Origin of the sequence: Bordetella genomosp. 6 (genome assembly GCF_002119705.1) — a bacterium.
In the GTDB taxonomy this organism is placed as follows: domain Bacteria; phylum Pseudomonadota; class Gammaproteobacteria; order Burkholderiales; family Burkholderiaceae_B; genus Bordetella; species Bordetella bronchiseptica_F.
The window spans coordinates 2,774,567-2,799,975 of sequence record NZ_CP021107.1 but is presented as its reverse complement, the minus strand read 5'-3'; the positions used below and the strand labels follow the sequence as shown (position 1 = coordinate 2,799,975).

The 25,409-nt window shown below is 69.9% G+C and carries 16 protein-coding genes; 10 read left to right on the top strand and 6 right to left on the bottom strand.

Annotation, left to right across the window (positions count from 1 at the left end):
* Positions 1-16 precede the first annotated feature (16 nt).
* The 3 genes from CAL11_RS13105 to CAL11_RS13095 all read right to left on the bottom strand — a co-directional run bounded on the left by CAL11_RS13105 (position 17) and on the right by CAL11_RS13095 (position 3,001).
* Entirely contained in the window at positions 17-1,045 is a 1,029-nt protein-coding gene (locus CAL11_RS13105; RefSeq protein ID WP_086093211.1) for a DctP family TRAP transporter solute-binding subunit, read from the bottom strand.
* A gap of 79 nt (positions 1,046-1,124) precedes the next feature.
* On the bottom strand, positions 1,125-2,423 hold the full coding sequence (locus CAL11_RS13100) for a TRAP transporter large permease (protein ID WP_086093210.1): 1,299 nt from the start codon (positions 2,421-2,423) through the stop codon (positions 1,125-1,127).
* Positions 2,420-3,001 carry a TRAP transporter small permease gene (locus CAL11_RS13095; protein WP_080699708.1) on the bottom strand — a complete coding sequence of 194 codons (582 nt, stop codon included), beginning with the start codon at positions 2,999-3,001 and terminating at the stop codon, positions 2,420-2,422. Before CAL11_RS13095 ends, CAL11_RS13100 begins: the two co-directional genes overlap by 4 nt.
* 312 nt (positions 3,002-3,313) lie before the next feature.
* On the opposite strand from CAL11_RS13095, the gene purL reads away from it, so the two are divergent.
* From purL to CAL11_RS13075, 4 genes are all read left to right on the top strand, one after another.
* A complete protein-coding gene (gene purL, locus CAL11_RS13090; RefSeq protein ID WP_086093209.1) occupies positions 3,314-7,360 on the top strand; it encodes a phosphoribosylformylglycinamidine synthase in 4,047 nt (1,348 codons plus the stop codon).
* Positions 7,361-7,600: 240 nt separating this feature from the next.
* The gene (locus tag CAL11_RS13085) at positions 7,601-14,899 is read left to right on the top strand and encodes a hemagglutinin repeat-containing protein (protein ID WP_086093208.1); all 7,299 of its coding nucleotides are present in this window, start codon (positions 7,601-7,603) and stop codon (positions 14,897-14,899) included.
* 92 nt (positions 14,900-14,991) lie between these two features.
* Positions 14,992-16,464, top strand: a complete 1,473-nt coding sequence (locus tag CAL11_RS13080) for a M20 family metallopeptidase (protein ID WP_086093207.1) — start codon at positions 14,992-14,994, stop codon at positions 16,462-16,464.
* 33 nt (positions 16,465-16,497) lie between these two features.
* The gene (locus tag CAL11_RS13075; protein WP_086093206.1) at positions 16,498-17,049 is read left to right on the top strand and encodes a DUF1415 domain-containing protein; all 552 of its coding nucleotides are present in this window, start codon (positions 16,498-16,500) and stop codon (positions 17,047-17,049) included.
* Positions 17,050-17,083: 34 nt separating this feature from the next.
* On the opposite strand, the gene CAL11_RS13070 is transcribed toward CAL11_RS13075, so the two are convergent.
* The 3 genes from CAL11_RS13070 to CAL11_RS13060 form a co-directional block, all read right to left on the bottom strand.
* On the bottom strand, positions 17,084-18,376 hold the full coding sequence (locus CAL11_RS13070; RefSeq protein WP_086093205.1) for an alpha/beta fold hydrolase: 1,293 nt from the start codon (positions 18,374-18,376) through the stop codon (positions 17,084-17,086).
* A gap of 11 nt (positions 18,377-18,387) precedes the next feature.
* On the bottom strand, positions 18,388-19,374 hold the full coding sequence (locus tag CAL11_RS13065) for a Bug family tripartite tricarboxylate transporter substrate binding protein (RefSeq protein ID WP_068926476.1): 987 nt from the start codon (positions 19,372-19,374) through the stop codon (positions 18,388-18,390).
* 197 nt (positions 19,375-19,571) lie between these two features.
* Entirely contained in the window at positions 19,572-20,408 is an 837-nt protein-coding gene (locus tag CAL11_RS13060; protein WP_086093204.1) for a class I SAM-dependent methyltransferase, read from the bottom strand.
* A gap of 135 nt (positions 20,409-20,543) precedes the next feature.
* On the opposite strand from CAL11_RS13060, the gene CAL11_RS13055 reads away from it, so the two are divergent.
* The 6 genes from CAL11_RS13055 to CAL11_RS13030 all read left to right on the top strand — a co-directional run bounded on the left by CAL11_RS13055 (position 20,544) and on the right by CAL11_RS13030 (position 25,361).
* Positions 20,544-21,152 (top strand): low affinity iron permease family protein, encoded by a 609-nt coding sequence (locus CAL11_RS13055; RefSeq protein ID WP_086093203.1) that lies wholly within the window; start codon positions 20,544-20,546, stop codon positions 21,150-21,152.
* 130 nt (positions 21,153-21,282) lie between these two features.
* The gene (locus CAL11_RS13050; RefSeq protein WP_086093202.1) at positions 21,283-22,092 is read left to right on the top strand and encodes a sulfite exporter TauE/SafE family protein; all 810 of its coding nucleotides are present in this window, start codon (positions 21,283-21,285) and stop codon (positions 22,090-22,092) included.
* A complete protein-coding gene (locus CAL11_RS13045) occupies positions 22,089-22,904 on the top strand; it encodes a TlpA family protein disulfide reductase (protein ID WP_086094583.1) in 816 nt (271 codons plus the stop codon). The genes CAL11_RS13050 and CAL11_RS13045 overlap by 4 nt, the downstream gene beginning before the upstream one ends.
* 29 nt (positions 22,905-22,933) lie before the next feature.
* The gene (dsbG, locus tag CAL11_RS13040; RefSeq protein ID WP_086093201.1) at positions 22,934-23,770 is read left to right on the top strand and encodes a thiol:disulfide interchange protein DsbG; all 837 of its coding nucleotides are present in this window, start codon (positions 22,934-22,936) and stop codon (positions 23,768-23,770) included.
* A complete protein-coding gene (locus CAL11_RS13035; RefSeq protein ID WP_208617554.1) occupies positions 23,767-24,084 on the top strand; it encodes a hypothetical protein in 318 nt (105 codons plus the stop codon). The genes dsbG and CAL11_RS13035 overlap by 4 nt, the downstream gene beginning before the upstream one ends.
* Before the next feature lie 149 nt (positions 24,085-24,233).
* Positions 24,234-25,361 carry a helix-turn-helix transcriptional regulator gene (locus CAL11_RS13030; protein ID WP_086093199.1) on the top strand — a complete coding sequence of 376 codons (1,128 nt, stop codon included), beginning with the start codon at positions 24,234-24,236 and terminating at the stop codon, positions 25,359-25,361.
* Positions 25,362-25,409 lie beyond the last annotated feature (48 nt).

The following is a 25,409-nucleotide window of genomic DNA, read 5'->3' as shown; positions in this document are numbered from 1 at the left end:
CCCCTTGGGCTGCTGCTTATTTCTTGCGGGCCGCGATCGATTTCTCGGCCAGGTCGACCAGCTCCGCGCCGATCTGCTTCTTCCACTTTTCATAGACCGGCTTGGTGGCCGCCACGAACTCGGCGTGCTGGCCGGCGTCCAGGCTGCTGACGGTGACGCCGTGGCCGGCGATTTCCTTCAGCAGCGACGGGTCCTCGGGCGTGACCCCCTTGCGGGCGATGACGATCTGCTGCTTGCCGGCGTCCAGCGCGGCCTGGCGGACGATGTCGCGATCCTTCTCGGACCAGGAATTCCATACCTCGCGGTTGACCACGAAGATCAGCGGGTCGGCGACGTAGTTCCACAGGGTGAGGTATTTCTGGCCCACCGTGTACAGCTTGGAGCCGGTATAGATCGACAGCGGGTTCTCCTGGCCATCCACCGCGCCGCTGGCCAGCGCCGGCTGGGCGTCGGCCCAGCTCATCTGCGTGGGGTTGGCGCCCAGCGCCGTGAAGGTGTCGATATACAGCGGCGAGCCCACGACGCGCAGCTTCAGGCCCTTCATATCGGCCGGCGTCTTGATCTCGTGCTTGGAGTTGCTGAGCTGGCGATAGCCGTTCTCGCCCCAGGCCAGCGGCACCACGCCGGCCTTGTCGATCAGCTTGAAGACTTCCTTGCCGACCTCGCCCTGCACCAGCGCGTCGATGGCGGCATAGTCGGGCATCAGGAAGGGCAGCGAGAACAGGTTGAGCTGCTTGACCTGCGGCGACCAGTTGATGGTCGAGCCCACGGCCATGTCGATCACGCCCTGTCGGATGGCGGTGAATTCACGGGTCTGGTCGCCCTGCACCAGCGAGGTGCCCGGATAGACCTTGATGTTGATGCGGCCGTCGGTGCGCTCGCGCACCAGGTCGGACCAGATCACGGCGCCCTGGCCCCACGGGAAGGTGGTGCCCACCACAATGGACAGCTTGTATTCGGACTTGTAGTTCTGGGCCTGGGCCGGCGCCACGCCCAGCGCGAAAGCGGCGCAAAGGGCGGCGCCCACGATGTTGCGGAATTTCATCGGTTGTCTCCTCGTGTCGTGCTCGGTTGCTCGAAAATGGCGGGCGAGCCTTCGGCTTCTGCCCTTTCCCCCGTATTCATCAATATCCCAGCCGGTGCGGCAGCCACAGCGCCAGTTGCGGAAAAATCAGCACGGCCACCAGCACCAGGAACATGCCGCCCAGCAGCCAGACCACCCAGCCCACGGTGGACTCCATCGGTACGCGCGCGATGCGGCAGGAAACCATCAGGTTGACCGCCAGGGGCGGCGTGAACTGGCCCAGCGCCACTTTCAGCGTCAGGATGACGCCGAACCAGACCGGATCCCAGCCATACGCATTGGCGATCGGCATGAGCAGCGGGACGAAAATCAGGAAGATGGAGATGCCGTCGAGGAACATGCCCACGGTCATCAGCAGCACGATGAGCAGCGCCAGCACGCCCCATTCGCCCAGCCCGGAATTGACGATGGCGTGCGTGATGGGGTCGATCACGCTGAGCGTGGACAGGGCCCAGGCGAAGATGCCGGCCAGCGTCACCACCAGCATGATGACGGCCGACAGTTCGGCTGCCTCGCGCAGGATCACGAACAGGTCGCGTATCTTGATGGTGCGGTGGATGCACATGCCCACGAACAGGCCGTAGAACACGGCCACGACCGCGGCTTCGGTGGGGGTGAACCAGCCCATGCGCATGCCGCCGAGGATCAGCACCGGCGCGGCCAGGCCCCAGGACGCCTCGCGCAGGCTGGCCCACAGGGGCGGGCGCGGCAGGTGCGCTTCGCGCGCGCCCATGCCATGGCGGCGCGCCAGCCAGACCGCAGGAACGATGAGCGCGAAGCCCGCCAGGATGCCCGGCACCATGCCCGCGGCGAACAGCGCCGGCACCGAGGCGCCCGGCACCAGCACGGAATAGATGATGAAGGCCACCGATGGCGGGATCAGGATGTCGGTGGCGGCCCCGGCGGCGACCACGGCGGCCGAGTAGGGCGCAGGATAGCCGGCGCGCGACATGGCGGCGATCATCACCGCGCCCACGGCCGCGGCGCATGCCGGGCCCGAGCCGGAAATCCCGCCCAGGAACATCGCCACCGCGATCGACACCAGCGGCAGCATGCCCGGGCCGCGTCCCACCAGGGCCACGGCGAAGTCGACCAGCCGCCTGGCCACGCCCGAGCGGTCGAAGATCGAGCCCACCAGCACGAACATGGGAATCGCCAGCAGCGGGTACTTGGCCAGGCCGGCGTAGAAGTTCTGCGGCACGGCCAGCAGGCCGAACCAGGGCACATCGAGGTTGGACAGCACGATGGCGACCGTGCCGCCCAGGCCCAGCGCCACGCCGACCGGCACGCCGATCAGCATCAGGGTAATGAATACGGCGAACAGCAGCGCCGCGATCATGGCTCGGCCTTGCGCCGGGCGGTCAGGCGGCGCGCGGCGCCAGCCACGCGCAGCGTGATGACGGCCGCCAGCAGCGGCATCCAGACCGAGTACCACCAGGTCGGCACGCCGATGGCGGGCGAGGTTTCCTCGTAGCGGAACTCGTCGTACACCAGCCGGGCCGACAGCACCGTGAGCAGCGCGAAGAAGAACACGACCAGGCCGTGGGCGGTCAGCGCCATCAGGTACTGGCGTCGCGGCGAGCCGTTGTCGGCCAGGATCTCGATGCGGATATGGTGGTTGCGCACGAACGCCATGGACGCGCCGACCATGGTCAGCACGATCAGCAGGAAGACGGAGATCTCCTCGGTCCAGGCGAAGGACTGGTCGGTCAGGTAGCGCACCAGCACGTTCAGGAAGGTGATGATGGCCAGCGCGGCCAGCAGGATGACGGCGAGCCAGTCTTCCAGCGCCAGGGGGACCTTGACGGCGGGATCGGCTTCCGGGGGGATGATGGGTTCGACGGGCTCGTCAGATGCGTCGGGGCGGTGCATTGGAAACAGCGTGGAGCAAAGCGCAGGCAATATGAGAGGCTGCATCCTACCGTCGGCTCGCCATGGCGTTAGTTCGTGTTTTCCCGTGGTGCGGGGCGTTTGCAACATGCTGCATTGCAGCATGCAAACCGGGCCATCCTGTTTTCGAACACTTTCATCCCGGCTTCAACCCCGGAGAGTCGTCGATATTGCAACGCACAAAATCGGAGGGTCGTGGGTGGAATTATTTTGTAACTCCGGCGCGGCAGGGCGGTACGGCGCGGTTTTGCGGCGGGTTATAGGGTTACCACGGGTAAACCCCGGCAAAAAGGTAAAATCATGTTTTGATTCCTCCTTTTTCCTAACGGCGCCCGCATCGTGTCCCTTGTCCAGCATCTGCCCGGTTCCTCCGTCCTTTCCGCTTTCCGTCGCGAGCGCCTGCTGGCGCAACTGAAGAAGGCCGGCCTGCCGGTTGCCGATATCTCCGCGCGTTACGAGCATTTCATCCACACCGAGGGCGCCTTGCCGGCCGAACAGCAGGCGCGCCTGGCGCAACTGCTGGACTACGGCACGCCGGCCGCCGAGGCGCCGGCCAAGAGCCTGGAGCTGCTGGTCATTCCGCGCCTGGGCACGATGTCGCCGTGGGCCAGCAAGGCTACCGATATCGCGCACAACTGTGGCCTGGACGCCGTGCGCCGCATCGAGCGCGGCGTGCGCTATGCGCTGACGCCCGAGCGTGGCCTGCTGGGCGCCAAGTCGTTCGACGCCGACATGCTGGCCCGCGCGGCGGCCTGCCTGCACGACCGCATGACCGAGACCGTGGTCGACGGCACGTTCGACGGCCAGGCGCTGTTCGAGACGCTGGCCGGCAAGCCGATGCGCACCGTGGCGGTGCAGGCCGAGGGCCGCGCCGCGCTGGAGCAGGCCAACGTGGCGCTCGGCCTGGCGCTGTCCGAAGACGAAATCGATTACCTGGCGCAGTCGTTCGGCGACCTGGGCCGCGATCCGACCGACGTCGAACTGATGATGTTCGCGCAGGCCAACAGCGAGCACTGCCGCCACAAGATCTTCAACGCGCAGTGGGTCATCGACGGGCAGGCGCAGTCCAACACCCTGTTCGGCATGATCCGCGCCACCCACAAGGCCCAGCCGGCCGGCACCGTGGTGGCCTACTCGGACAACGCCGCCATCATGGAAGGCGGTCCGGCGCAGCGTTTCCAGGCCGGCGTGCCGGGCGTGGCCGGCGAGGGCGCGCAGGCCGCGCGCTACGTGCGCCGCGACACCACCGTGCACACCCTGATGAAGGTCGAGACGCACAACCACCCGACCGCGATCGCGCCGTTTCCGGGCGCCGCGACCGGCGCCGGCGGCGAAATCCGCGACGAGGGCGCCACCGGCCGCGGCTCCAAGCCCAAGGCCGGCCTGACCGGCTTCACCGTTTCGCACCTGCGCTTCGACGACGCGCTGCAGCCGTGGGAGAACGACCACCACGGCCTGCCCGAGCGCATCGCCTCGCCGCTGTCCATCATGATCGATGGCCCGATCGGCGGCGCCGCCTTCAACAACGAATTCGGCCGGCCCAACCTGCTGGGCTATTTCCGCGCCTTCGAACAGACCGCGGGCGGCACGCGCTGGGGCTACCACAAGCCCATCATGATCGCCGGCGGCCTGGGCAGCATCGACGCCGGCCTCACGCACAAGGAAGTGATCCCGCCGGGCGCGCTGCTGATCCAGCTGGGCGGCCCGGGGCTGCGCATCGGCATGGGCGGCGGCGCCGCCTCCAGCATCAGCATGGGCAGCAACTCGGCCGAACTGGACTTCGATTCGGTGCAGCGCGGCAACCCCGAGCTGGAGCGCCGCGCGCAGGAGGTCATCGACCGCTGCTGGCAGCAGGGCGAGGACAACCCCATCGTCGCGATCCACGACGTGGGCGCGGGCGGCCTGTCCAACGCCTTCCCCGAACTGGTCAATGACGCCGGCCGCGGCGCGATCTTCGACCTCAAGCGCGTGCCGCTGGAAGAGTCGGGCATGTCGCCGGCCGAGATCTGGAGCAACGAGTCGCAAGAGCGCTACGTGCTGTCGATCCTGCCGCAGGACCTGGAGCGCTTCGACGCCATCGCGCGGCGCGAGCGCTGCCCGTACGCGGTGGTCGGCGTGGCGACCGAAGAGCGCCAGCTGCGCGTGGTCGACGGCGAGGGCCTGCCCGGGCTGGACACGATCCGCGCGCAGGGCGAGAACGAAGTGCGTCCGGTGGACGTGCCCATCGACGTGATCCTGGGCAAGCCGCCGCGCATGACGCGCGATGTGCAGCGCCTGCCCGGCGTGAGCGAGCCGCTCGACCTGGCCGGCCTGGATCTCACCGAGGCGGCCTATCGCGTGCTGCGCCACCCGACGGTGGCGAACAAGTCGTTCCTGATCACGATTGGCGACCGCACCGTGGGCGGGCTGTCCAGCCGCGACCAGATGGTCGGCCCGTGGCAGGTGCCGGTGGCCGATTGCGCCGTGACGCTGGCCGATTTCGAAGGCACGCGCGGCGAAGCCATGTCCATGGGCGAGCGCACGCCGCTGGCGATGCTGGACGCGCCCGCTTCCGGCCGCATGGCGGTGGCCGAGGCGCTGACCAACCTGGCGGCCGCCGATGTGGCGCGCCTCGAAGACATCAAGCTGTCGGCCAACTGGATGGCCGCCTGCGGCGTGCCCGGCCAGGATGCCGCGCTGTACGACACCGTGTCGGCGGTCAGCGAGCTGTGCCAGTCGGTCGGATTGTCGATTCCGGTGGGCAAGGACTCGCTGTCGATGAAGACGTCCTGGGACGAGGCGGGCGAGCAGCGCCAGGTGGTGGCGCCGGTCTCGCTGGTCGTGACGGCGTTCGCGCCGGTGGGCGATGTGCGCGCCAGCCTGACCCCGCAGCTGCGCACCGATTGCGGCGATACGGTGCTGATCCTGATCGACCTGGGCCGCGGCCGGCACCGCATGGCCGGCTCCATCCTGGCGCAGGCCTACAACCAGGTCGGCGAGACGGTGCCCGACATCGACGCGCCCCAGGATCTGCGCGCCTTCTTCGTGACGATCCGCACGCTGGCCGAGGCCGGCACCATCCTGGCCTACCACGACCGCTCGGACGGCGGCCTGTTCGCCACGCTGGCCGAAATGGCGTTCGCCGGGCGCACCGGCGTGTCGGTCAACCTGGACATGCTCACCTTCGATCCGCAGTCGGCCGACTGGGGCGATTACAAGATCCGTCCCGAACAGGTGGCGGTGCAGCGCGAAGAGCTCACCCTCAAGGCGCTGTTCTCGGAAGAGGCCGGCGCGGTCATCCAGGTGCCGGCTTCGCAGCGCGACGCGGTGATGCAAGTGCTGCGCGGCGCCGGCCTGTCCGCGCATTCGCATGTCATCGGCGGCCTGAACGGCGCCGACGAGGTCGAGTTCTACCGCGACGGCCGCAAGGTCTGGAGCCAGCCGCGCGCCGACCTGGGCCGCGCCTGGAGCGAGGTCAGCTACCGCATCATGGCGCGGCGCGACAATCCGGCCTGCGCGCAGGCCGAGCTGGACGTCTGGAACGACACCAAGGACCCGGGCCTGGCCCCGCGCGTGGCGTTCGATCCGCAGGAAGACGTGGCGGCCCCGTTCATCGGCACCGGCAAGCGGCCGCGCGTGGCCATTCTGCGCGAGCAGGGCTGCAACAGCCAGGTCGAGATGGGCTGGGCGTTCGACACCGCCGGCTTCGAGGCCATCGACGTGCACATGACCGACCTCCTGTCGGGCCGCATCGACCTGGCCGGCATGCAGGGCCTGGTGGCGGTGGGCGGCTTCAGCTATGGCGACGTACTGGGCGCCGGCGAAGGCTGGGCCCGCACCATTCGCTACAACGACAGGCTGTCGGATCAGTTCGCGGCCTACTTCGCCCGTCCCGATACCTTTGCGCTGGGCGTGTGCAACGGTTGCCAGATGATGGCGGCGCTGGCGCCCATGATCCCGGGCGCCGAACACTGGCCGCGCTTTACCCGCAACCAGTCCGAGAAGTACGAGGCGCGCCTGTCGTTGGTGGAAGTCACGGCGTCGCCGTCGATCTTCTTCGCCGGCATGGAGGGCGCGCGCATACCGGTGGCCGTGGCGCACGGCGAAGGCTACGCCGACTTCTCCCAGCAGGGCGATGCGGCGCGCGCGCTGATGGCGGCCCGCTACATCGACAACCATGGCGCGGCCACCGAAACCTATCCGTTCAACCCCAACGGCAGCCCGGGCGGCCTGACCGCGGTGACGACGGCCGACGGCCGCTTCACGGTCATGATGCCGCACCCCGAACGCGTGACCCGCAACGTCATGATGTCGTGGGCGCCGGCGCAGTGGGGCGAGCGCGATGCCGGCGGCGCGTTCAGCCCGTGGATGCGCATCTTCCGCAACGCGCGCGTCTGGCTGAAGTAAGCCTTTCCCTGCGCTCCCGCCGAACGGCCTTTCGCGAGAAAGGCCGTTTTTTATTGTCCCGCGCTGTCAGTCCTAAATGCATTCTGGAATGTGTAGGTGAGTAAATGGGTTGATGGCAGGTAGGCGTTTGCTGGTTTGTGTGAGTGAGTCTTCTTGAGGGGTGTTGAAGTGCGGACGGCGTCTCTATGCTGATCGGGCAATGACGCCGATCAGGCCTACATAACGACATCAGGAGACAACATGAACGCGTCTAGCTTTCGATGGGTTTATGGCGAATGTGGCGCCATGTATGTGCCTGTGGCGCCCCGGCGCCGCGCCGCGCGGCGCGGGCGTGGCCGGGCGAGCCGGCGGCTGCGGCGCGCGCTGGCCGCGGCGGGAGCCGCCCTGGCGTGCGGCGCGATGGCCGCGCCGCATCGCTCGCCATCCGGAGTGCCGGTCATCGATATCGTCGCCCCGGACGCCGATGGCCTGTCGCACAATCGGCTGCGCGAACTCGATGTCGGGCCGCCGGGCCTGGTGTTCAACAACAGCCTGAGCGAAGGCCGGTCGCAACTGGCCGGCTACCTCAATCGCAACCCTGGCCTGCGCCAGGCGGCGACGGCCATCCTGACCGAGATCACGGGGACGCGTCCCAGCCGCCTGCACGGCGCGCTGGAAGTGTTCGGCCGGCGCGCGGACCTGATCGTCGCCAATCCGAACGGTCTCAGCGTCGACGGACTGGTCGCGCTCAACGCCGGCCGGCTCACGCTCAGCACGGGCCGGCCCGCGAAGGAAGGCGGCCGGCTCAGGCTGGACGTGGATGCGGGCCATATCGCGGTCGCGGGCGCGGGCGTGAACACCAGCGGACTGGATTACTTCGATCTGGTGGCGCGTACCGTCAGCCTCGACGGCCCGGTCGCCGCAGGCGCCGGCGCGCGGGCCGCGGCGCTTGCCGTGGTGGCCGGACGCAACCGGTTCGAGCCGGCCAACGGCAGCGTGACGCCGCTGGCCGGCTCGGACGGCAGGGGCGGCTCCGGTTACGCCATCGATGGCACGGCGGCGGGGGCGATGTACGGCGCGCGCGTCACGCTGTTGTCGAGCGACTCGGGCGTGGGTGTGCGCCAGCGTGGCGCGGTGTCCTCGCCCGGGGCGATCACGGTGTCGTCGCGCGGCGAGATACGCCTGCACGAGGCAACGACGGGCGCAGGGCGCCTGGCCGTCGATGCAGGGGGGGCGGTGGCGGCGACCGCGCTGGCTTCGGGCGGCGCCATGCGTATTGCGGGGGAAGGCGCCGTACAGGTGGGCGCGGCCACCAGTGGCGGCGCCTTGACGCTGCATGCGCGCGGCGACGTGCGGGTGGGCGAGGGCCGCCAGGGCCAGGGTGTGGCCGCGCGGGGAGACATCACCATCGACGCGGCCAATGGCGTGCTGCGGTTGCGCAATGACGTCACGGCGGACCAGGGTTTGGTCGCGGCAAGCGCCCGTGCCGCGGTGCTCGAGCATGCGGGCCTGCGCAGCGGGATCACGCCGCGGGCGCGGCAAGTCCGGCCGGACGGGGGCCGGCCCTCCGTCGCGCTGCGGGTTCAGGACGTGCTGTTTCTCAATGGCACGCTGCGCGCGCTGGACGAGGCGGGCGCGGTGGTGCCTGGGCGGCACATCGAAGTCGTCGACGGGCGGGTGCGGATCGGCGACGAAATCGCCGAAACCGTGCACGACGAAGAGTCGGTGGTTTCCGACGCGGTCATCGCGGCCAGGAGCGGCGCGGTCCTGGTCGAAGCCGGCACGTTCGTCAACTTCGGCGGCGGCGTGGGCAATGGCGGCAAGCCGGGAGCAGGCAGTGACCTGACGCTCAGGGTGCGCGGCGACGCGAGGAACAAGGGTTATATCTCGGCCGGCCGGCGCGGCGAACTCCGGGTTGGCGCGGCCCTGAAGAACGAGTTCCTGATCGATTCGGCCGGCACGCAGCGTATCGAGGCCCACCGGATAGAAAACCTCGGCACCATCCAGAGCCTGGGAGGCGAGGCCGGTGCGCCGGGGCTGGTGATCAAGGCGGCGGAGTCGGTCGCGCAGGCGGGCGTCATGGCCGCCGAGCGGGGCGTGGAAATTTCCGGACGGACCGGACAGCGACCGGCGGTGGCCGCGAGCGCGCGTTCGTCCATCGCCGGCGAACGCCTTCTCGTCCAGGCCGCCAGCTGGGACAACCAGGGCAGCCTGGCGCTGGGACACGGTGGCATGCGGGCCGAGATCGCCGGCCGGTATGCCGAGCGCGGCACGGCCTCGCTGGGTGGCGAGTACGCGGTGTCGGCGCAAGCCATCGAAATCGGCGGTGTACTGCGCCAGAGCAGGGGGGCGACGGCGCTCGTCGCGCGGCGGGACATGGCGCTGGCCGGCACGCTGGGCCTGGCCGGCCCGGTCCGCCTCGAGGCGGGCGGGGCGCTGTCGAACACGGGGACGACGAGCGCGCGCGACCGTCTCGTCGTCCAGGCCGCGTCGTTCGACAATGCGGCAGGCGGCCTGCTGTCCGCCGGCAGTGTCGATATCACCGTGCGCGCAGCGGCGCGCAACGCCGGCCGCGTGCTGGCCAACCAGGACATCACGCTTGGCGCCGCGTCGTTCCTCAACACCGCGCAGGCGGATGCGCGCGGGAACTTCGCCGCGACGGCCAGCGCGGCGGTGCAAAACCGCGGCAACCTGAAGGCCGGCGGCGATCTCGCGCTGCGGGCCGCACGGATCGACAACCACGGCGTGACGGCCGCCGGCCACGACGTCGGATTGCGATCGCCGCGACTGCGCAACGCGGGCCAGGTCGCCGCCGGACACGACATCCGCATTGTCGAAGGCGGCGAGCTGCGCAATGCGGGCAGGTTCGATGCGCGCAACGATATCGAGCTGGCGGTGGACGACTACGCCAATACGGGCTCGATCCATGCCGATGGCGATGCCACGCTTGCGCTGGCACGGGGCACGGACCGCGACCTCGTGATCGACACCCCCGATGCCCTGCCCGTCGCGCTGGGCGCTTTGCGCGTCAAGGCCAGGTCGTTGCGCGTCAACACCGAGATCGGCATCCCGGGCGGCCTGGTCGTGCAAACGCAAGGGGATATCGACAACAGGCAGGCCATCGTCGCCGGCGGGAACCTGACGCTGGCCTCGGCGTCAGGGGTGCTGACCAACGCAGCCGGCGCCGTGTTGTGGGCGGGGGCGGACATGGCGCTGCAGGCGCGCCGAATCACCAATGGCAAGGCGGCGTCGATCGAGTCCGGGGGCGGCATGCGGCTGGCGGCGCGGGACACGTTCGTCAACGATCTGGGCAGTGTGCGGGCGGGCGGCGATCTGCGCCTGGATGCCGCGCGTATCGAGAACCGGGCGACGCTGACTGGCCATGTACGGCACGCCGGCGAGAATGCGGTGGGCGGCGGCGGCTATGGTTTCTGGCGCGGCATCGCGTATCTGGACTATCGGTTGCGCTACGGGAACGGGGCAGCGGTGGCGGCGCCGTTCTACGACGTGGCGCTGCAGGCCGGGCAATCGCGTATCGAAAGCGGCGGCGATCTGTACGTGAACCAGGGGCTGGGGCCGGGGCGCAGGGGGCATCTGCGCAATGAAGGCACGATCCAGGCCGTCGGGCATGCCTACATCAGCGGCGATGTGGAGAACCGCTCCCTGTTGCGGGAAATGTCCCTGGCGGATTACCTGCGCACACCGCTGGCGGCCGCGATCGAACTGAAAGTGACCGATAGCCGAGCCGCGTTGACGCCGGCCTACTGGTCATTTCGCACCTTGTACGAGTTGCTCGACTATCTGGTGGGCGAAAACCGCTGGGAGACCATCTGGGGTTTTTACGATACGTATACGGATTGGGCCGCCAATACGCTGAAGAATCTCGACCTGGGCTACCTGAGCCCGCCGCCGCCGCAGGCGCCGCCCGTGCCCGCCAAGCCCGAATTGGCGCTGCCGGACGGGAGGGCGGACTCGCCCGCCGCGCGCCAGGCGTTGGCCGATTACCGCGAGGCGCTGCGCGAATACGAGGCGGCGCGGGCCCAGGCGCGCGCCGCCGAGGCGCATGGCGAGGCGCAACGCCAGGTGCGCGAGATCCTGGCGGCGCGCTACGGCGCGGACAGGCTGGCCGGCCTGGATACGGAAACCGCTGCGCTCGATCGCATCGTCGGCGATTACGCCGCCGCGCTGGCGCGCCTGGGCGATGACGAGCCGGCCAGGGCGCGGGCCTTGCGCAAGCAGTATGAGCAGGCCGTCGACCGCATCCAGCTGGCGCCGGCCAGGCCCGGGCGCGCGTTGCTGGCGCGCGCGCTGTCGGCGGCCTTGGGGGCGGATTGGCGCGCGCAGCCCCACCCCGTGCTGGTGCAGCGCTGGAACGATTTCAAGGCCGGCCGGCGCGGCGCGCCGTTGGCGTTCTACCCTCAGGCGCAGACGGTGCTGGCCGCGGGCAAGGGGGTGACGCTGTCCGACGGGTATCTGCGCAATGGCGAGAATGCCGCGCGCAACCGGGGGCGGCCCGACACGCTGCGCATCGGTGAGCGCAAGGTGGCGACCTCCAGCGGCTCGTTCGATGCGCTGCGCGACCTGGGGCTGGAAACGCGCCTGGATATCGATGGCGCGCTGGAGGCGGTGCAGGCCAACCGGCATCTGTTCGTGCGCGTCGGGGATCAGCCTGCCGCGTCGAGCGTTGCCGTGCCCGGGCGCATGCCGGCGCCGCGCGGCGACGCGGACCTGCGACACGTACCCCGCAAGCCGGTGGCGCCCGCCGTGGCGTTGCCGCGGCCACTGATCGAAACCCGCCTCAAGTATATCGATCAGAGCAAATTCTATGGCTCGGGTTACTTCTTCGAGCAGATCGGCTACCAGCCCGATCGCGCCGCGCGGGTGGCGGGCGACAATTATTTCGATACCACGCTGGTGCGCGAGCAGGTGCGGCGCGCCCTGGGCGGCTACGAAAGCCGTCTGCCCGTGCGCGGTATCGCGTTGGTGGCGCAGTTGATGGAGTCGGCCGGGAAGGTCGGCAAGGCGCTGGGCCTGAAAGTGGGTGTCGAACCGACCGCGCAGCAGCTCAGGCAGGCGGATCGCGATTTCGTCTGGTACGTGGACACCATGATCGATGGCCAGAAGGTCCTCGCGCCCCGGCTGTACCTGACCGAGGCGACGCGCAAGGGCATCATGGATCAGTACGCCGGCGGCGGGGCGCTGATTGCCTCCGGCGGCGACGTGAACGTGGACACGAACGGCCATGACGTCAGTTCGGTCAACGGGCTGATCCAGGGCAAGCGCGTCAAGGTGGACGCCGGCAAGGGTAAGGTCCTGGTGGCCGACAGCAAGGGGATGGGCAGCGGCATCGAGGCCGATGAGGACCTCGACGTATCGGCCCAGGATATCGACATCGAGGGCGGCAGGCTGCGCGGCAAGAATGTCGGGCTCAAGGCCGACAAGGTCAAGGTCGCGACCTCGATGCGTTACGACGGCAAGGGCAGGCTGGCGGCGCGCGGCGACGGCGCCCTGGATGCGCAAGGGGGCAAGCTGCACATCGAGGCCAAGCGGCTGGAGACGGCCGGCGCGACCCTCAAGGGCGGCAAGGTGAAGCTGGATGTCGATGAGGTCAAGCTGGGCGGCGTGTACGAGGCGGGGTCCAGCTACGAGCACAAGAGTTCGACGCCGCTGGGCAGCCTGTTCGCCATCCTGTCCTCAACGACGGAAACCAGCCAATCGGCGCGCGCGAACCATTACGGTACGCGCATCGAAGCCGGTGCGCTGGAAGGCAAGATGCGGAATCTGGAGATCGAGGGCGGTTCGGTCGCTGCGGCGCATACGGACGTGTCCGTGGCCGGCGACGCGACGTTCAAGGCCGCCGCGGATCTCGCGTACGCCGAGCACGAGAAGGACGTGCGCCAGCTGTTTCTGCGCGGCCAGGTCGGGGCCGGCGGCTACGAGGCGGGTTTCAGCCTGGGCAGCGAAAGCGGCGCCAGCAGCCATGCCGGTCCTGGCGCGGCGTCCAGCGCGAGCGCCCGGGTCGGCTGGGAAAGCGTAGGGGAGAGGAGCGCCTCGTCGCGCAAGACATACCGCAACGCCGGCCTGCGCCTGGGCGATGGCCTGCTCGCTGCTGGCGGCGTGCTGGACTTCGGCGGCGCCGACATCGATCGAGACCGTTACGGCGGCGGCGCCGAAGGCGAACCCGGCTTGCGGCTGCGCGGCGGCGAGGTGCGCACCGCCAAGTATGTGGATGCCGAACACACCGTGCGCAGCGGCGGGCGCGTTGGACTGGAGCTGGGCGTGGACGGCAGCGTCAATCCGCAGGTGACCGGCAGCCGGCTGGGCCGGAGCCTGGCGCAGGCCGGGGACGGCACGGGGATCGACGGCGGCCTGATGTTCGGCCAGGCGCTGAGCACGGTGTTCCAGAGCGTCATGGCGGATACGATCAACAGCACGCTGAGCGCGAGCCTGCAGGGGGAGTGGTGGAACGAGAGTCGCAACGCGACTGCAGAGAACCTGACGCATGTGGGCGGCAATGTCCGCATCGAAAGCGGCGCGGGCGACATGACCCTGGCCGGCGTACGCTTTGCCGGCGGTCGCGAGGTTGACTTGCGGTCGGCCGGCGCGTTGCGCATGCGCTCGGCCGAATCGCGCGAGCAGCGCACGCGCGACGCGCACAGCCTGTCGCTCGATGCCCGCCTGGCCACGGGCGTCAATCTCGTCAAGGCCGAGGCCTATGTCCGCGGGACGGCGGGGCTGAGCGGGCGCCATCAGCACGCGGGATCCGAACGGCACGCGCATGGCCGCATGGGCGTCCGGGCCGCCGATGTGCATCTGCAGGCGGGGCGCGACCTGGTCATGCAGGGCGCGCGCGTGGAAGCCGCGCAAGGCGCGCGGGTCGAGGTCGGCGGCACGCTGTCCCTGGCCAGCGTGCAGGATGTGCATGACGAAAGCCACACCTCGGCAGACTGGATGCTGGCGGCGGGCGCGCATGCGTCGACCGGCAACGGATTCAGGCCGCAGCCGGTGGCGCAGGTCGCGGTGTCGTTCAGCCACGGCCACGACCGCGGCGCCATCGTGGCGCAGCGTACGGGCATAGTCGCGGGCGGCCCCTTGTCGGTGCGCGTGGCGGGCGATGCGCAATTGACCGGCGCCGACCTGGTTTCGACCGCCGGGCAGGGCCATGCGCAGGTGGGCGGCCGGGTGCGCGCGGAACAGTTGGCCGACCGGCGCGACCGCGACGGCGGTTCGGCGGGGGTGTCGGCGCCGGCGCTGCTTTCGGCCAGCACCCGGCCCACGCTGGTGGTCAGCGGCGGGGGGCTGGAGCGCGACCACTACGATGCGGCGCAGCGCTCCGTCATCGCGGTGTCGCCGGGCGGATCGGCGGCCGCCGATGGGGTGTCGGGCCATTTGCAGCGCGATCCGGCGGCGGGGCTGCAGGTCTTGCGCGACGAGCACCGGGCCGGCGGCGATATGGCGTTCACGCTGGGCTCGGTGCCCAAGTTCGACCGCGGCAGGTATGCGCCGCCGCGGCCCGATACCTCGGCGCCGGGCGGATCGCCCTTTTCGCTGCATCGCTAGCGCGAGGGCGGTAATCGGGGACGCGTGGCCGTGCGGCCAGGCGCCGGCAGGCATAAAATGGCGGCTTCGTTCCCGCACTGGATGGTTCCGCCATGAACGCCCGCATACCCGACGACGCCCTGCCGCCCACCCTCGACCCCGATGCGCTGCAAGCCTTCGTGGACGACAAATGGGATAACGAGATCATCCCGGCGCTCACCGACTACATCGCGATACCGGCCAAGAGCCCGGCCTTCGATGCGGACTGGGAAAAGAATGCCTTCATCGAGCGGGTGGTGCGCGATGCGGCGCATTGGGTCGAGAGCCAGAAGGTGTCCGGCCTGACGCTGGAGGTGGTGCGCCTGCCTGGCCGCACGCCGGTGATCTTCTTCGACGCGCCGGCCACGCGCGCCGACAACGGCGATACCGTGCTGCTGTACGGCCACCTGGACAAGCAGCCCGAGTTCTCGGGCTGGCGCGCCGACCTCGGCCCGTGGACGCCCAAGTACGAGAACGGCAAGCTGTACGGTCGCGGCGGCGCCGACGACGGCTACGCCATCTACGCGTCGCTGACCGCCATCATGGCGCTGGACAAGCAAGGCATTCCCCGGCCGCGCTGCGTGGGTATCGTCGAGACCTGCGAGGAGTCCGGCAGCTACGACCTGCTGCCCTATGTCGATGCCCTGCGCGAGCGCCTGGGCAACGTGGCGCTGGTGGTCTGTCTGGACTCGGGCGCGGGCAACTACGATCAATTGTGGATGACCACGTCGCTGCGCGGCATGGTGGCCGGCACGCTGGAGGTCCAGGTGCTGGACGAAGGCGTGCATTCGGGCGACTCCAGCGGCGTGGTGCCTTCCAGTTTCCGCATCCTGCGCCATCTGCTGGACCGCCTGGAAGACAGCGCCAGCGGCCGCCTGCTGCCGCAAAGCCTGCATTGCGAGATTCCGGCCGAGCGCATCGAGCAGGTGCGCGCCACCGCGCGCATCCTGGGCGACGAAGTGTGGCGCCGCTTTCCCTGGAGCTGCGGCGCCGAGGGCGGCTTCGTGCTGCCCATGACCACCGAGCCCGAAGAGGCGCTGCTCAACCGCACCTGGCGGCCCACGCTGTCGGTGACCGGCGCCGAAGGCCTGCCGCCGCTGACCAGCGCCGGCAATGTGCTGCGCCCGCGCACGGCGTTCAAGCTGTCGCTGCGGCTGCCGCCGCTGGTGGACGCGGTGGCGGCGGCGCAGGAGATCAAGGGCCTGCTCGAGAGCGACGCGCCGTACAACGCCAAGGTCATTTTTCACGCCAACGAAGGCGCGGCCACGGGATGGAACGCGCCGGCGTCGGCGCACTGGCTCACCCAGGCGCTCGACGCCGCGTCGCAGCAGTACTATGGCGCGCCGTGCGGCTATATCGGCCAGGGCGGGACGATCCCGCTGATGAGCATGCTGCAGAAAGGCTTTCCCAAGGCGCAGTTCATGGTGTGCGGCGTGCTGGGTCCCAAGTCCAACGCGCACGGGCCCAACGAGTTCCTGCATGTGCCATACGGCAAGAAACTGACCGCGGCCGTGGCGCAGACCATGGCGGCGCTGCCCACCGAATAGGGCCCGTGCCCGCAAGTTATCAAGGATGAACGCGTGATTGTCGATGTACAAACCGGCGCGGCCGTGGCGGCCGAAGTCAGGCTATGGGTGGACAAGGCCGTGATCGGCCTGAACCTCTGTCCTTTCGCCAAGGCGGTGCAGGCCAGGGGCCAGGTGCGCTATGCCGTCAGCGACGCCACCGATGCGGAAGGCGTGCTGACCGATCTGGAAGACGAGCTGATGCGCCTGAGCCAGGCCGACCCGCAGGAGATCGACACGACGCTGCTGATCCTGCCCGATGCGCTGGACGACTTCTACGATTTCAACGATTTCGAGGATCTCTCCGACCGCCTGCTCAAGCGCATGCGGCTGGTGGGCGAGCTGCAGGTCGCCACGTTCCACCCGCGCTTCCAGTTCGCCGAGACCGATCCGGACGATATCGAGAACTACACCAACCGCTCGCCCTATCCCATCCTGCACCTGCTGCGCGAGGCCAGCATCGACAAGGCGGTCGAAGCGTTCCCCGATGCCGCCGAGATCTACGAGAAGAACATCGAGACCATGCGCGAGCTGGGCGAGGAAGGCTGGCGCAAGCTGATGGAGTGAGAGGCGCCTGTCCCTGCCGGGACAGGCGCCGCCGTCACGCCGCCTGCGCGCGTTCCAGGAAGTCCAGCATGGCCCGGTACGAGCCGGCGTTGCCGTGGGCGTTGGCCGGGGGCGTGCCGCCGGCGTCGAGCAGCAGGCCCGACATCGCGTGCGGCTTGCTGATGAGCGTGGCGGGCAGGTTTGGATAGTGCACGTGGTGTCCGGCGCCGCGGCACACGTAGTGCTCGGCGGGCCGATCGGGCCATGCGGCCTGGCGTTGCCGCACGACGATTTCCGAGTAGGCGGTGCTGGGCCAGAAGCCGTCGTCCGAGGCGCTGATCAGCATGAGCGGCCCAGCGTAACGCTCGATGGGAATGCGGGCGCGCTCGAAGGCGCGCGCGTCGCGCGAGGCGCTCATGAAGGCGTGGCTCTGGCGGTAGGGCGGATCGCTGGCATAGGCGGCCTCCCAATCGGCCGTCGCGTTGTCCTGCCACAGATGCGGCAGCGGCTTGCCGCCCAGCGTCCAGACCTGCGCGTCGCGGCCCGTGCCGGGCGCGCCGGCGCTGACCACGCCATGCATGACCGGCGACGGCACGTAGGCCACCACGGCGCTGACCAGTTCGGGAAAGTGGCTGGCCGCCAGCAAGGACATTTCCCCGCCCCGGCTGATGCCCGAGATGGCCACGAAGCCGTCGCGCGGGCTCAGGGTGTCGCGCACCCAGCGCAGCGCCTGTTCGAGGTACTCCAACGGCATGTCGTTGAGGTATTTCGGCCGGCCTTCGTAGTTGAAGACGCCCAGCGCCAGGCACTGGTAGCCGCGCGCGGCGAACAGGGCGGCGCGCGGCGCGTTGACGCCGCCCGACGAACCGTTCATGTAGATGACAGCCGGATGCGGGCCCGGCCCGGGCGGCGTGTACAGCTCGCCCGACAGGCTCATGCCGCCGGCCTGCGCGCGCACCGCCTGGTGGCGCACGCCTTCGGCGAGGAACTCCTGCACCAGCGTCGCGCGGGCCTCGTGCCGGCCGTCGCTGGCCGTGATGTGCACGGTCAGCGCGTCGGTGCGATCGGGCGGGAACACGGCCCGGGGCAGGTCCTGGCACTGCATCGACCAGACCAGGCCCATGGCGCCGGGCTCGGCATAGTCGCCGCTGACCGGACTGTCGCGGCCCAGGTCCAGGCTGCCGTCGGCGCCCGCCAGGAAAGTGGCGCGCGAGCGCCACGGCACGTCGCACATGCGCATTTCGGCCGTGACGTCGATGCAGGCGTAAGGGCCGAAACCGTCGATGCGGATCTCGCGATCCACATCGATCAGGGCGCGTTCGGGGGCGACGCTCATGCGTGGCGGCATCTCAGGGCTCCTCAGCTTTTCAGGTCGGTGCGCGGCACGTTGTTGGCCTTGATCACCTGTTCCCACATGGCCGACTCTTCGGCGATGACACGGTCCATGTCGGCGGCCGAGGTGAACTCGATGGTCACGCCCTGGTCGGCGAACTGCTGGATCAGGCCGGGATCCGCCGTGCCCGCGCGCACCGCTTCCTCCAGCTTGCCGACCACCTGCGCCGGCATGGCCGCCGGCCCGGAGATCATCATGCGCGTGTAGAGTTCGAAGCCGTCCAGGCCGGCCTCCTTCATGGTGGGGACATCGGGCAGGCTGCTCAGCCGCTGGTCCGCCGTGACGGCCAGCGCCTTGTATTTGCCGGCGCGCAGGTTGGCGATCGACGAGGTGGGGAAGTCGAACGTGCTCTTGACCGTGCCGGCCATCAGGTCCAGCAGCGCCGGGCCGCTGCCCTTGTATGGCACGTCCTGGAACTGCGTGCCCGTCTTGGACTGGAAGTGCAGCAGCGCCAGGTGGTTGATGATGCCGCGGCCCGCATGGGCGCAGGTGATCTCGCCCGGCTTCTGCTTGGCCAGGGCAATGAATTCCTGCACGTTCCGCACGCCCAGGTCCGGGTGCACGATCAGCAGCATGGGCGACTTGCCCATCGAGCCCAGTTGCTTGAAGTCGGCCTGCTTGTAGGGCAGGTTGTTGTAGAGCAGCGGGTTGAGGATCATGCCGTTGGTGCCGGCAAACCCCAGCGTATAGCCATCGGGCTCGGCGCGGGCCACCGCCACGGTGGCGATGATGGCCTGGCCGCCGGGGCGGTTTTCCACCACGACGCTGGCGTTCATGGCCTTGGACATGCGTTCGGCCAGGGCGCGCGCGGCGATGTCGGTCAGGCCGCCAGGGGCAAAGCCCACCAGCAGGCGGATCGGGCGGGATGGGTAGGCGTCCTGGGCCCAGGACGGGCGTACGGTGAAGGGCAGGGCCGCGAGGGCCTGCAGGACATGGCGTCGGGTCAAGCGCATACAACGGCCTCCCTGGAACAAGGAAACGGGTTGGCGGCGCGACCGGCACGGGCCGCGCGGTGCCCCGGTGGATCGGGATACGCGGTGCGCTGGCCGGCTATCGGCCAGACAAACAGGATATTGTATGCAGTTTGTCCGGGCGTCCAGCTAGGGTTATTCCCAGGCGCGTCGGGTTGCGCGGCGGCGCGGCCGCCGGATCAGGCTTGCGCGGGGACGTGGAAGCGCTCGCTCAGCTCCTGCAGGCCGATGCGTTCCAGCATTTCGCGCAGGCGGCGCGCGGGTTCGCGGCGGGGCCTGTCGGGCTGGTGGCGGGCGATGATCAGCTCGTTCTTCATCGAGTGTTCCCAGCCCACCAGTTCGGTCACGCTGAGCTGGTAGCCATGGGCCTCGAGCTGCAGGCAGCGCAGCACATTGGTGAGCTGGCTGCCGAACTCGCGCGTATGCAGCGGATGGCGCCACAGCTCGGCCATGGGGTCGGCCAGGGCGCGCGCCTTGTTCTTGCGCAGCACGGCCGCCACTTCCGCCTGGCAGCAGGGCACCAGCACGATGCTTTGCGCCTGCCTGGCCAGGGCGAAGCGGATGGCGTCGTCGGTGGCGGTATTGCAGGCGTGCAGGGCGGTCACGATGTCGACCTGCGGCGGCAACTGTTCCGACGAGATCGAGTCGGCCACCGAGAGATTGAGAAACGACATGCCGCCAAAGCCCAGGCGCGCGGCCAGTTCGGTCGCGCTTCGGACCAGTTCGGCGCGGGTCTCGATGCCGTAGATGTGCGAGGCGTCGTGCCGGTCCTTGAAGAACAGGTCGTACAGGATGAAGCCCAGGTACGACTTGCCCGCGCCGTGGTCCACCAGGGTGACGGCGCCGCGCGCGTCCCTGGCGTTTTGCAGCAGCGGCTCGATGAACTGGTAGAGGTGATAGACCTGCTTGAGCTTGCGCCGGCTGTCCTGGTTCATCTTGCCGTCGCGGGTCAGGATGTGCAGGGCCTTGAGCAGTTCGATCGACTGGCCGGGGCGGACTTCGTGCGTGTTGGACATTGCCGTAATCGGTAAACCGGCCCGCGCCTGGCGGCGCGGGCAAAGACGGCAGTTTAACCAATCGGACCGCGCGCCCGCGGCGTGGCAGGCACGAAAAATGCGCGGCCTGCGGCGTCGCATCGAAGGAGACGTGGCATGCGCGAGAAAACCGCCGACGACGACCGCGGCCGCCGGATCATCCGCCGGGCAGGCAATGGCGGGGCCGGCCGCCTCCGGCCCCTGTCCCGGCTGTTCGACCATTTCGCCACGGCGGTAACCCGCTGGACCGGATCGCCCATCGCCTTTTCGGCCGCGTGCGCGGCGATATTGGCGTGGGCGTCCACCGGGCCGCTGTTCGGCTATTCGGAGGTCTGGCAACTGGTCGTCAATACCGGTACGACCATCGTGACCTTCCTGATGGTGTTCCTGATCCAGCAGGCGCAGAACAAGGACAGCCGGGCCCTGCACGTCAAGCTGGACGAGTTGCTGGTGGCGGTGAAGGGCGCCGACGTGGCGCTTGCCGAGGCGGAGAACCTCGACGACGACCGCCTGCTGGAACTGGCCGACGCCTATGCGGCGCGCGCGCGCCGGCTGGTCGAACACAGCACGCAACGCCAGCGCCGCGACCGGGGCGCCGAGCCGGAAGTCGGCGCGGCCAGGACCCGCCCGGCGCGCCGGCCGGCCGGCGCGAAGGCGCGCCGCCATGCGCGCTCGTCCTGGTGGCAAAAGCAATACGCCAAGCAACGCCGGGGCGGAGACGCGTAGCCCGCGACGATTCCGAGCAGACAAAATGCCTGGGCCTCCATCCGCACAGGCCGCGGCGTGTTGATGTGCTTGTCTAAATTACTTATAATAATTTGCTTATTTCTTTTTGTCATAATGTGCGGCGGGCGGCATGGTGGGTGGATTCCTGGGCATATTGATAGGCCTGACCTTGGGCCTGACCTTGGGCCTGACAGGGGCGGGCGGCGGCATCCTGGCGGTGCCCGCACTGGTGCTGGGCCTGGGCATGGACATGCCGCAGGCGGCGCCGGTCGCCCTGATGGCGGTCGGGCTGGCCGCGGCGGTCGGCAGCGCCGAAGGCTTGCGCCGCGGCACGGTGCGCTACAAGGCCGCCGCGCTGATGTCCGTCGTCGGCGGCCTGGTGGCGCCCTGGGGCGCCCAGTTGGCCCGGCTGGCGCCCGGCCCCTGGTTGAGCGGACTGTTCGCCCTGGTGATGCTGCTGGTTGCCGGCCGCATGCTGCGCCAGTCGCTGTCCGCGCCGGCTGGCGCCCACGAGCAGGCCGAGCGGCCCTGCCACATCTCGCCGCAGACGGGCAGGTTCGTCTGGACGCCGCGCGCCGCCGCCACGCTGGGCGGCATCGGCGCGATTTCAGGGCTGTTCACCGGCCTGCTGGGCGTGGGCGGGGGGTTCATCATCGTGCCGGCGCTGCGCCAGTTCAGCGATGCCCCGATGCACGCCATCGTTTCCACCTCGCTGATGGTCATCGCGCTGATTTCGGCGGTCACCGTCGGCCATGCCGTGGCCGGCGGCCTGGTCCTGGACGCGTCCGCCTGGACCTTCGTCGCCGCCGCGGTGCTGGGCATGGTGCTGGGCCGCGTGCTCGCGCCGCGCCTGCCCACCGCGCGCCTGCAGCAGCTATTTGCGCTGGTGTGCGTGGTCGTGGCCGGGGTGCTGCTGTGGCGCACGGGGTGGCAGGCATGAGCGCGATGGTGCAGCTCGGCCCCCTGATGCTGCCGACCGCCTTGCTGCTGATGCTGGCCTGCGTGGCGGCAGGCAGCCTGGCGGCGCGCTGGCAGGCCGGCCGGGCCGGCGCGGGCGAGATGCCGCTGATGCGGGTACTGCTGGCCGGTCTGCTGGCGGCCCGGTTGGCGTTCGTCTGGCGTCATCGCGAGGCCTATCTGCAATCGCCATGGGACGTACTGGACATTCGCGACGGCGGCTGGCTGGCCTGGGCCGGTTTCGCCGGCGCCTGGGCCTGCGGCCTGTGGTTCGCCCGCCGCCGCGGGCCGCGGCGCCGGCCGCTGCTGGCCGGCCTGGCGGCCGCCACCCTGGTGTGGGCAGTCGGGGCGGCCGCGCTGGGCATCGGCGCCCCGGCGGCCACCAAGGCCATGCCGCCGCTGCAACTGGCGGCGCCCGACGGCGCGCCGCGCAGCCTGGCCGCCTTCGCCGGCAAGCCCGTGGTGCTGAACCTGTGGGCCAGCTGGTGCCCGCCGTGCCGGCGCGAGATGCCCATGCTGCAACGCATGCAGGCGGCCCGGCCCGACGTGCACTTCGTGTTCGTCAACCAGGGCGAGGACGCGCAGCAGGTCAACGCCTACCTGCGGGAACTCGGCATGCCGCTGCGCAACGTGCTGCTAGACCCCGACACGCAGGCCGGCGCGTACTTCGGCCACCGCGCCTTGCCCGCCACCCTGTTCTTCGATGCGCAGGGACGCCTGGTCGACACCCGGCTGGGCGAACTGTCGCAGGCCAGCCTGGCCCAGCGCCTGGGCGCGCTGCGCGCCACCCCCTGATCTTTCCCGTTTCAAGGAGTCCGTCCGTCATGCCTGATCCCATCCTGCCGAACGCCGCCGCCCGAGTGCGGCGCGCCTGCGCCGCACTCGCCGGCGCCGTGCTGGTCGCGGGCGCCGCGCAGGCCCGGCAGCCCCCGGCGCCCATCGCGGCGCTGGCACAGCACGGCATTGAAATCCTCGGCACCTTTCCCTCGCCCGGCGGGCTGACCGCCTGGGCCGCGCACGCCGGCGACCGCCCCGTCGCGCTGTATGCCACGCCCGACGGCAAGCACGTCATCGTCGGCACCATGTTCGACGCCGACGGCCGCGACGTGACCCAGGCCGCGCTCGAGCAGGCCATCGAGCCAGCGCTGTCGGACAAGCTGTGGAACGCGCTGGAGCAAAGCGCCTGGGTGGCCGACGGCGACGCCAAGGCGGCGCGCATCGTGTACGTGTTCACCGACCCCAATTGCCCGTACTGCAACAAGCTGTGGGCCGACGCGCGGCCCTGGGTCGAGGCCGGCAAGGTGCAGTTGCGGCATATCCCGGTCGGCATCCTTACCGCCAGCAGCGAAGGCAAGGCGGCCGCCATCCTGGCCGCGTCGGACCCGGCCAAGGCCTTGCACGACCACGAGGCCGGCCACGTCGCCAGCAACACGCGCGCGCTGGCCGCGGGCGAACGCAAGCCCCTGGACGAGCGCGGCATCCAGCCGCTGGCCGACATCCCGGCCGAGATCGCGGCGTGGCTCAACGCCAACGAAACGCTGATGGCGCAATGGGGCCTGCGCGCCACGCCGGCCATCGTCTGGCGCGAGGAGGGCGGCCGCGTGCGCAAGCGCACCGGCGCGCCGCCGGCGCTGTTGCCGCAGCTTTTCGGGGCATTGTGATGACCGCTGCCGCCCCGGTTCGCGTGCTGCTGCATGCCCCCACCGCGGGCGCGCTCGAACGCGCCCGCAACAACGCCGCCAACCTGCTCAGGGAGGCGCCCGGCGCGCAAGTGCGCATCGTCGCCAACGCTGCGGCCGTGGCCGCCGCGCTGGATGCGCCGGCCCATCCGGCCGACGCGCATACCTGGCTGTGCCCCAATACGCTGGCCCGGCTGGACCGGCCGGCGCGCGCGCCCCTGCGCGCGCTGCCCCAGGCGGCGGTGCTGGCGCTCGCGCTGCTGCAGGATGAGGGTTGGAGGTATATCAGGGCGTAGCAGCGAGGCGTCAAAGGGCGTTTTGCCACGGTGTTGAACGGAAACAACGGCAGTTACATTAATGCAACGATGCGTTACTTTCGTTGCAATAATGGTGTATCTTTACGGCGTATCGCGCCGTATTTCTATCGCACCTCCCGGATCGCACCATGGACGCCACGCTGCATGCTGACGCGGATGCCGTTACCCAGCTCCTGTACGACGGTATCGTCGATAGCGGGGATTGGTACGCGGGCGTCGAGCTGCTGCGCGCGCGCATGGGCGCGGTCTTTTTCCACCAGATGACCGTCGACTGCGCCAACGGCGCGGTCTCCGACGGGTTGGCCACGTTCGAGGCTCCGCAGGGCAAGGCACGCGAGTACGAGCAGCACTACGCCCGCACCGACGAGCGCATGCACGCGGTGCTGGCCATGCCGGCCGGCAGCATGGTGATCGACCACGAGCGCTTCGATACCTCGACCATGTCCTCCAGCGCCATCTACAGCGACTGGCTGCCGTCGGTGGGGCTGCGCCATACCGTGGGCCTGACGCTGCGCGAGGACGGCTCGCGCAAGGAAGTGATCGGCATCATGCGCGCCCGCGAAGACGGCATGTTCCGCGCCTCCGATATCGCCTTGTGCCAGCGCGCGCTCCCGCACCTGGCGCGCGCCAGCGCGCTGCGCGCGCGCGTCGCCGGCCTGCAGGACCGGGCCGGGTTCGGCCTGGCCGCGCTGGATGCGCTGCGCCAGGGCATCGTGGTGCTCGATTCGCAGGCGACCGTGCAATACGCCAATCCGGCCGCGCGCGTGCTGGCCGGGGCCGGTGCGCTGTGCCGCGTGCGCCACGATACCTGGCGGTTTGCCGACGCGTCGGTGCAGGCGCGGTTCCGCCAGGCGCTGGCCGGCGCCTGCGCGCGCGGCGAGCCGACGTGCGCGGGGGCCTTCATGGTGCATACCCCTCAAGGTCCGGTGGCGGTTTCGGTGCTGCCCTTGAAGGCCGGCCATCCTTTGCTGGCGTGGCGCGGCGTGCCGCTGGCCATGCTGTCGATCGGCGCCGGCGCGCAGACCGACGTGGCGCCGCCCGACATGCTGCGCCAGGCGTTGGGCGTCACGCTGGCCGAGGCGCGCCTGGCGCATGCCCTGGCCCAGGGCCTGACCGTCAAGGGCTACGCGCTGCGCGCCGGCCTGAGCGAGCAGACGGTGCGCGGCCATCTCAAGAACCTGCTGCGCAAGACCGACTGCCATCGCCAGGTGGAGCTGGTCACGCTGGCGCAGTCGGTGCAGGCCCCGCCGGAGTAGCGCATGCCGGCGTCAGGCGCCCCTTGGGGGCGCGCGGCGTCGGCGACA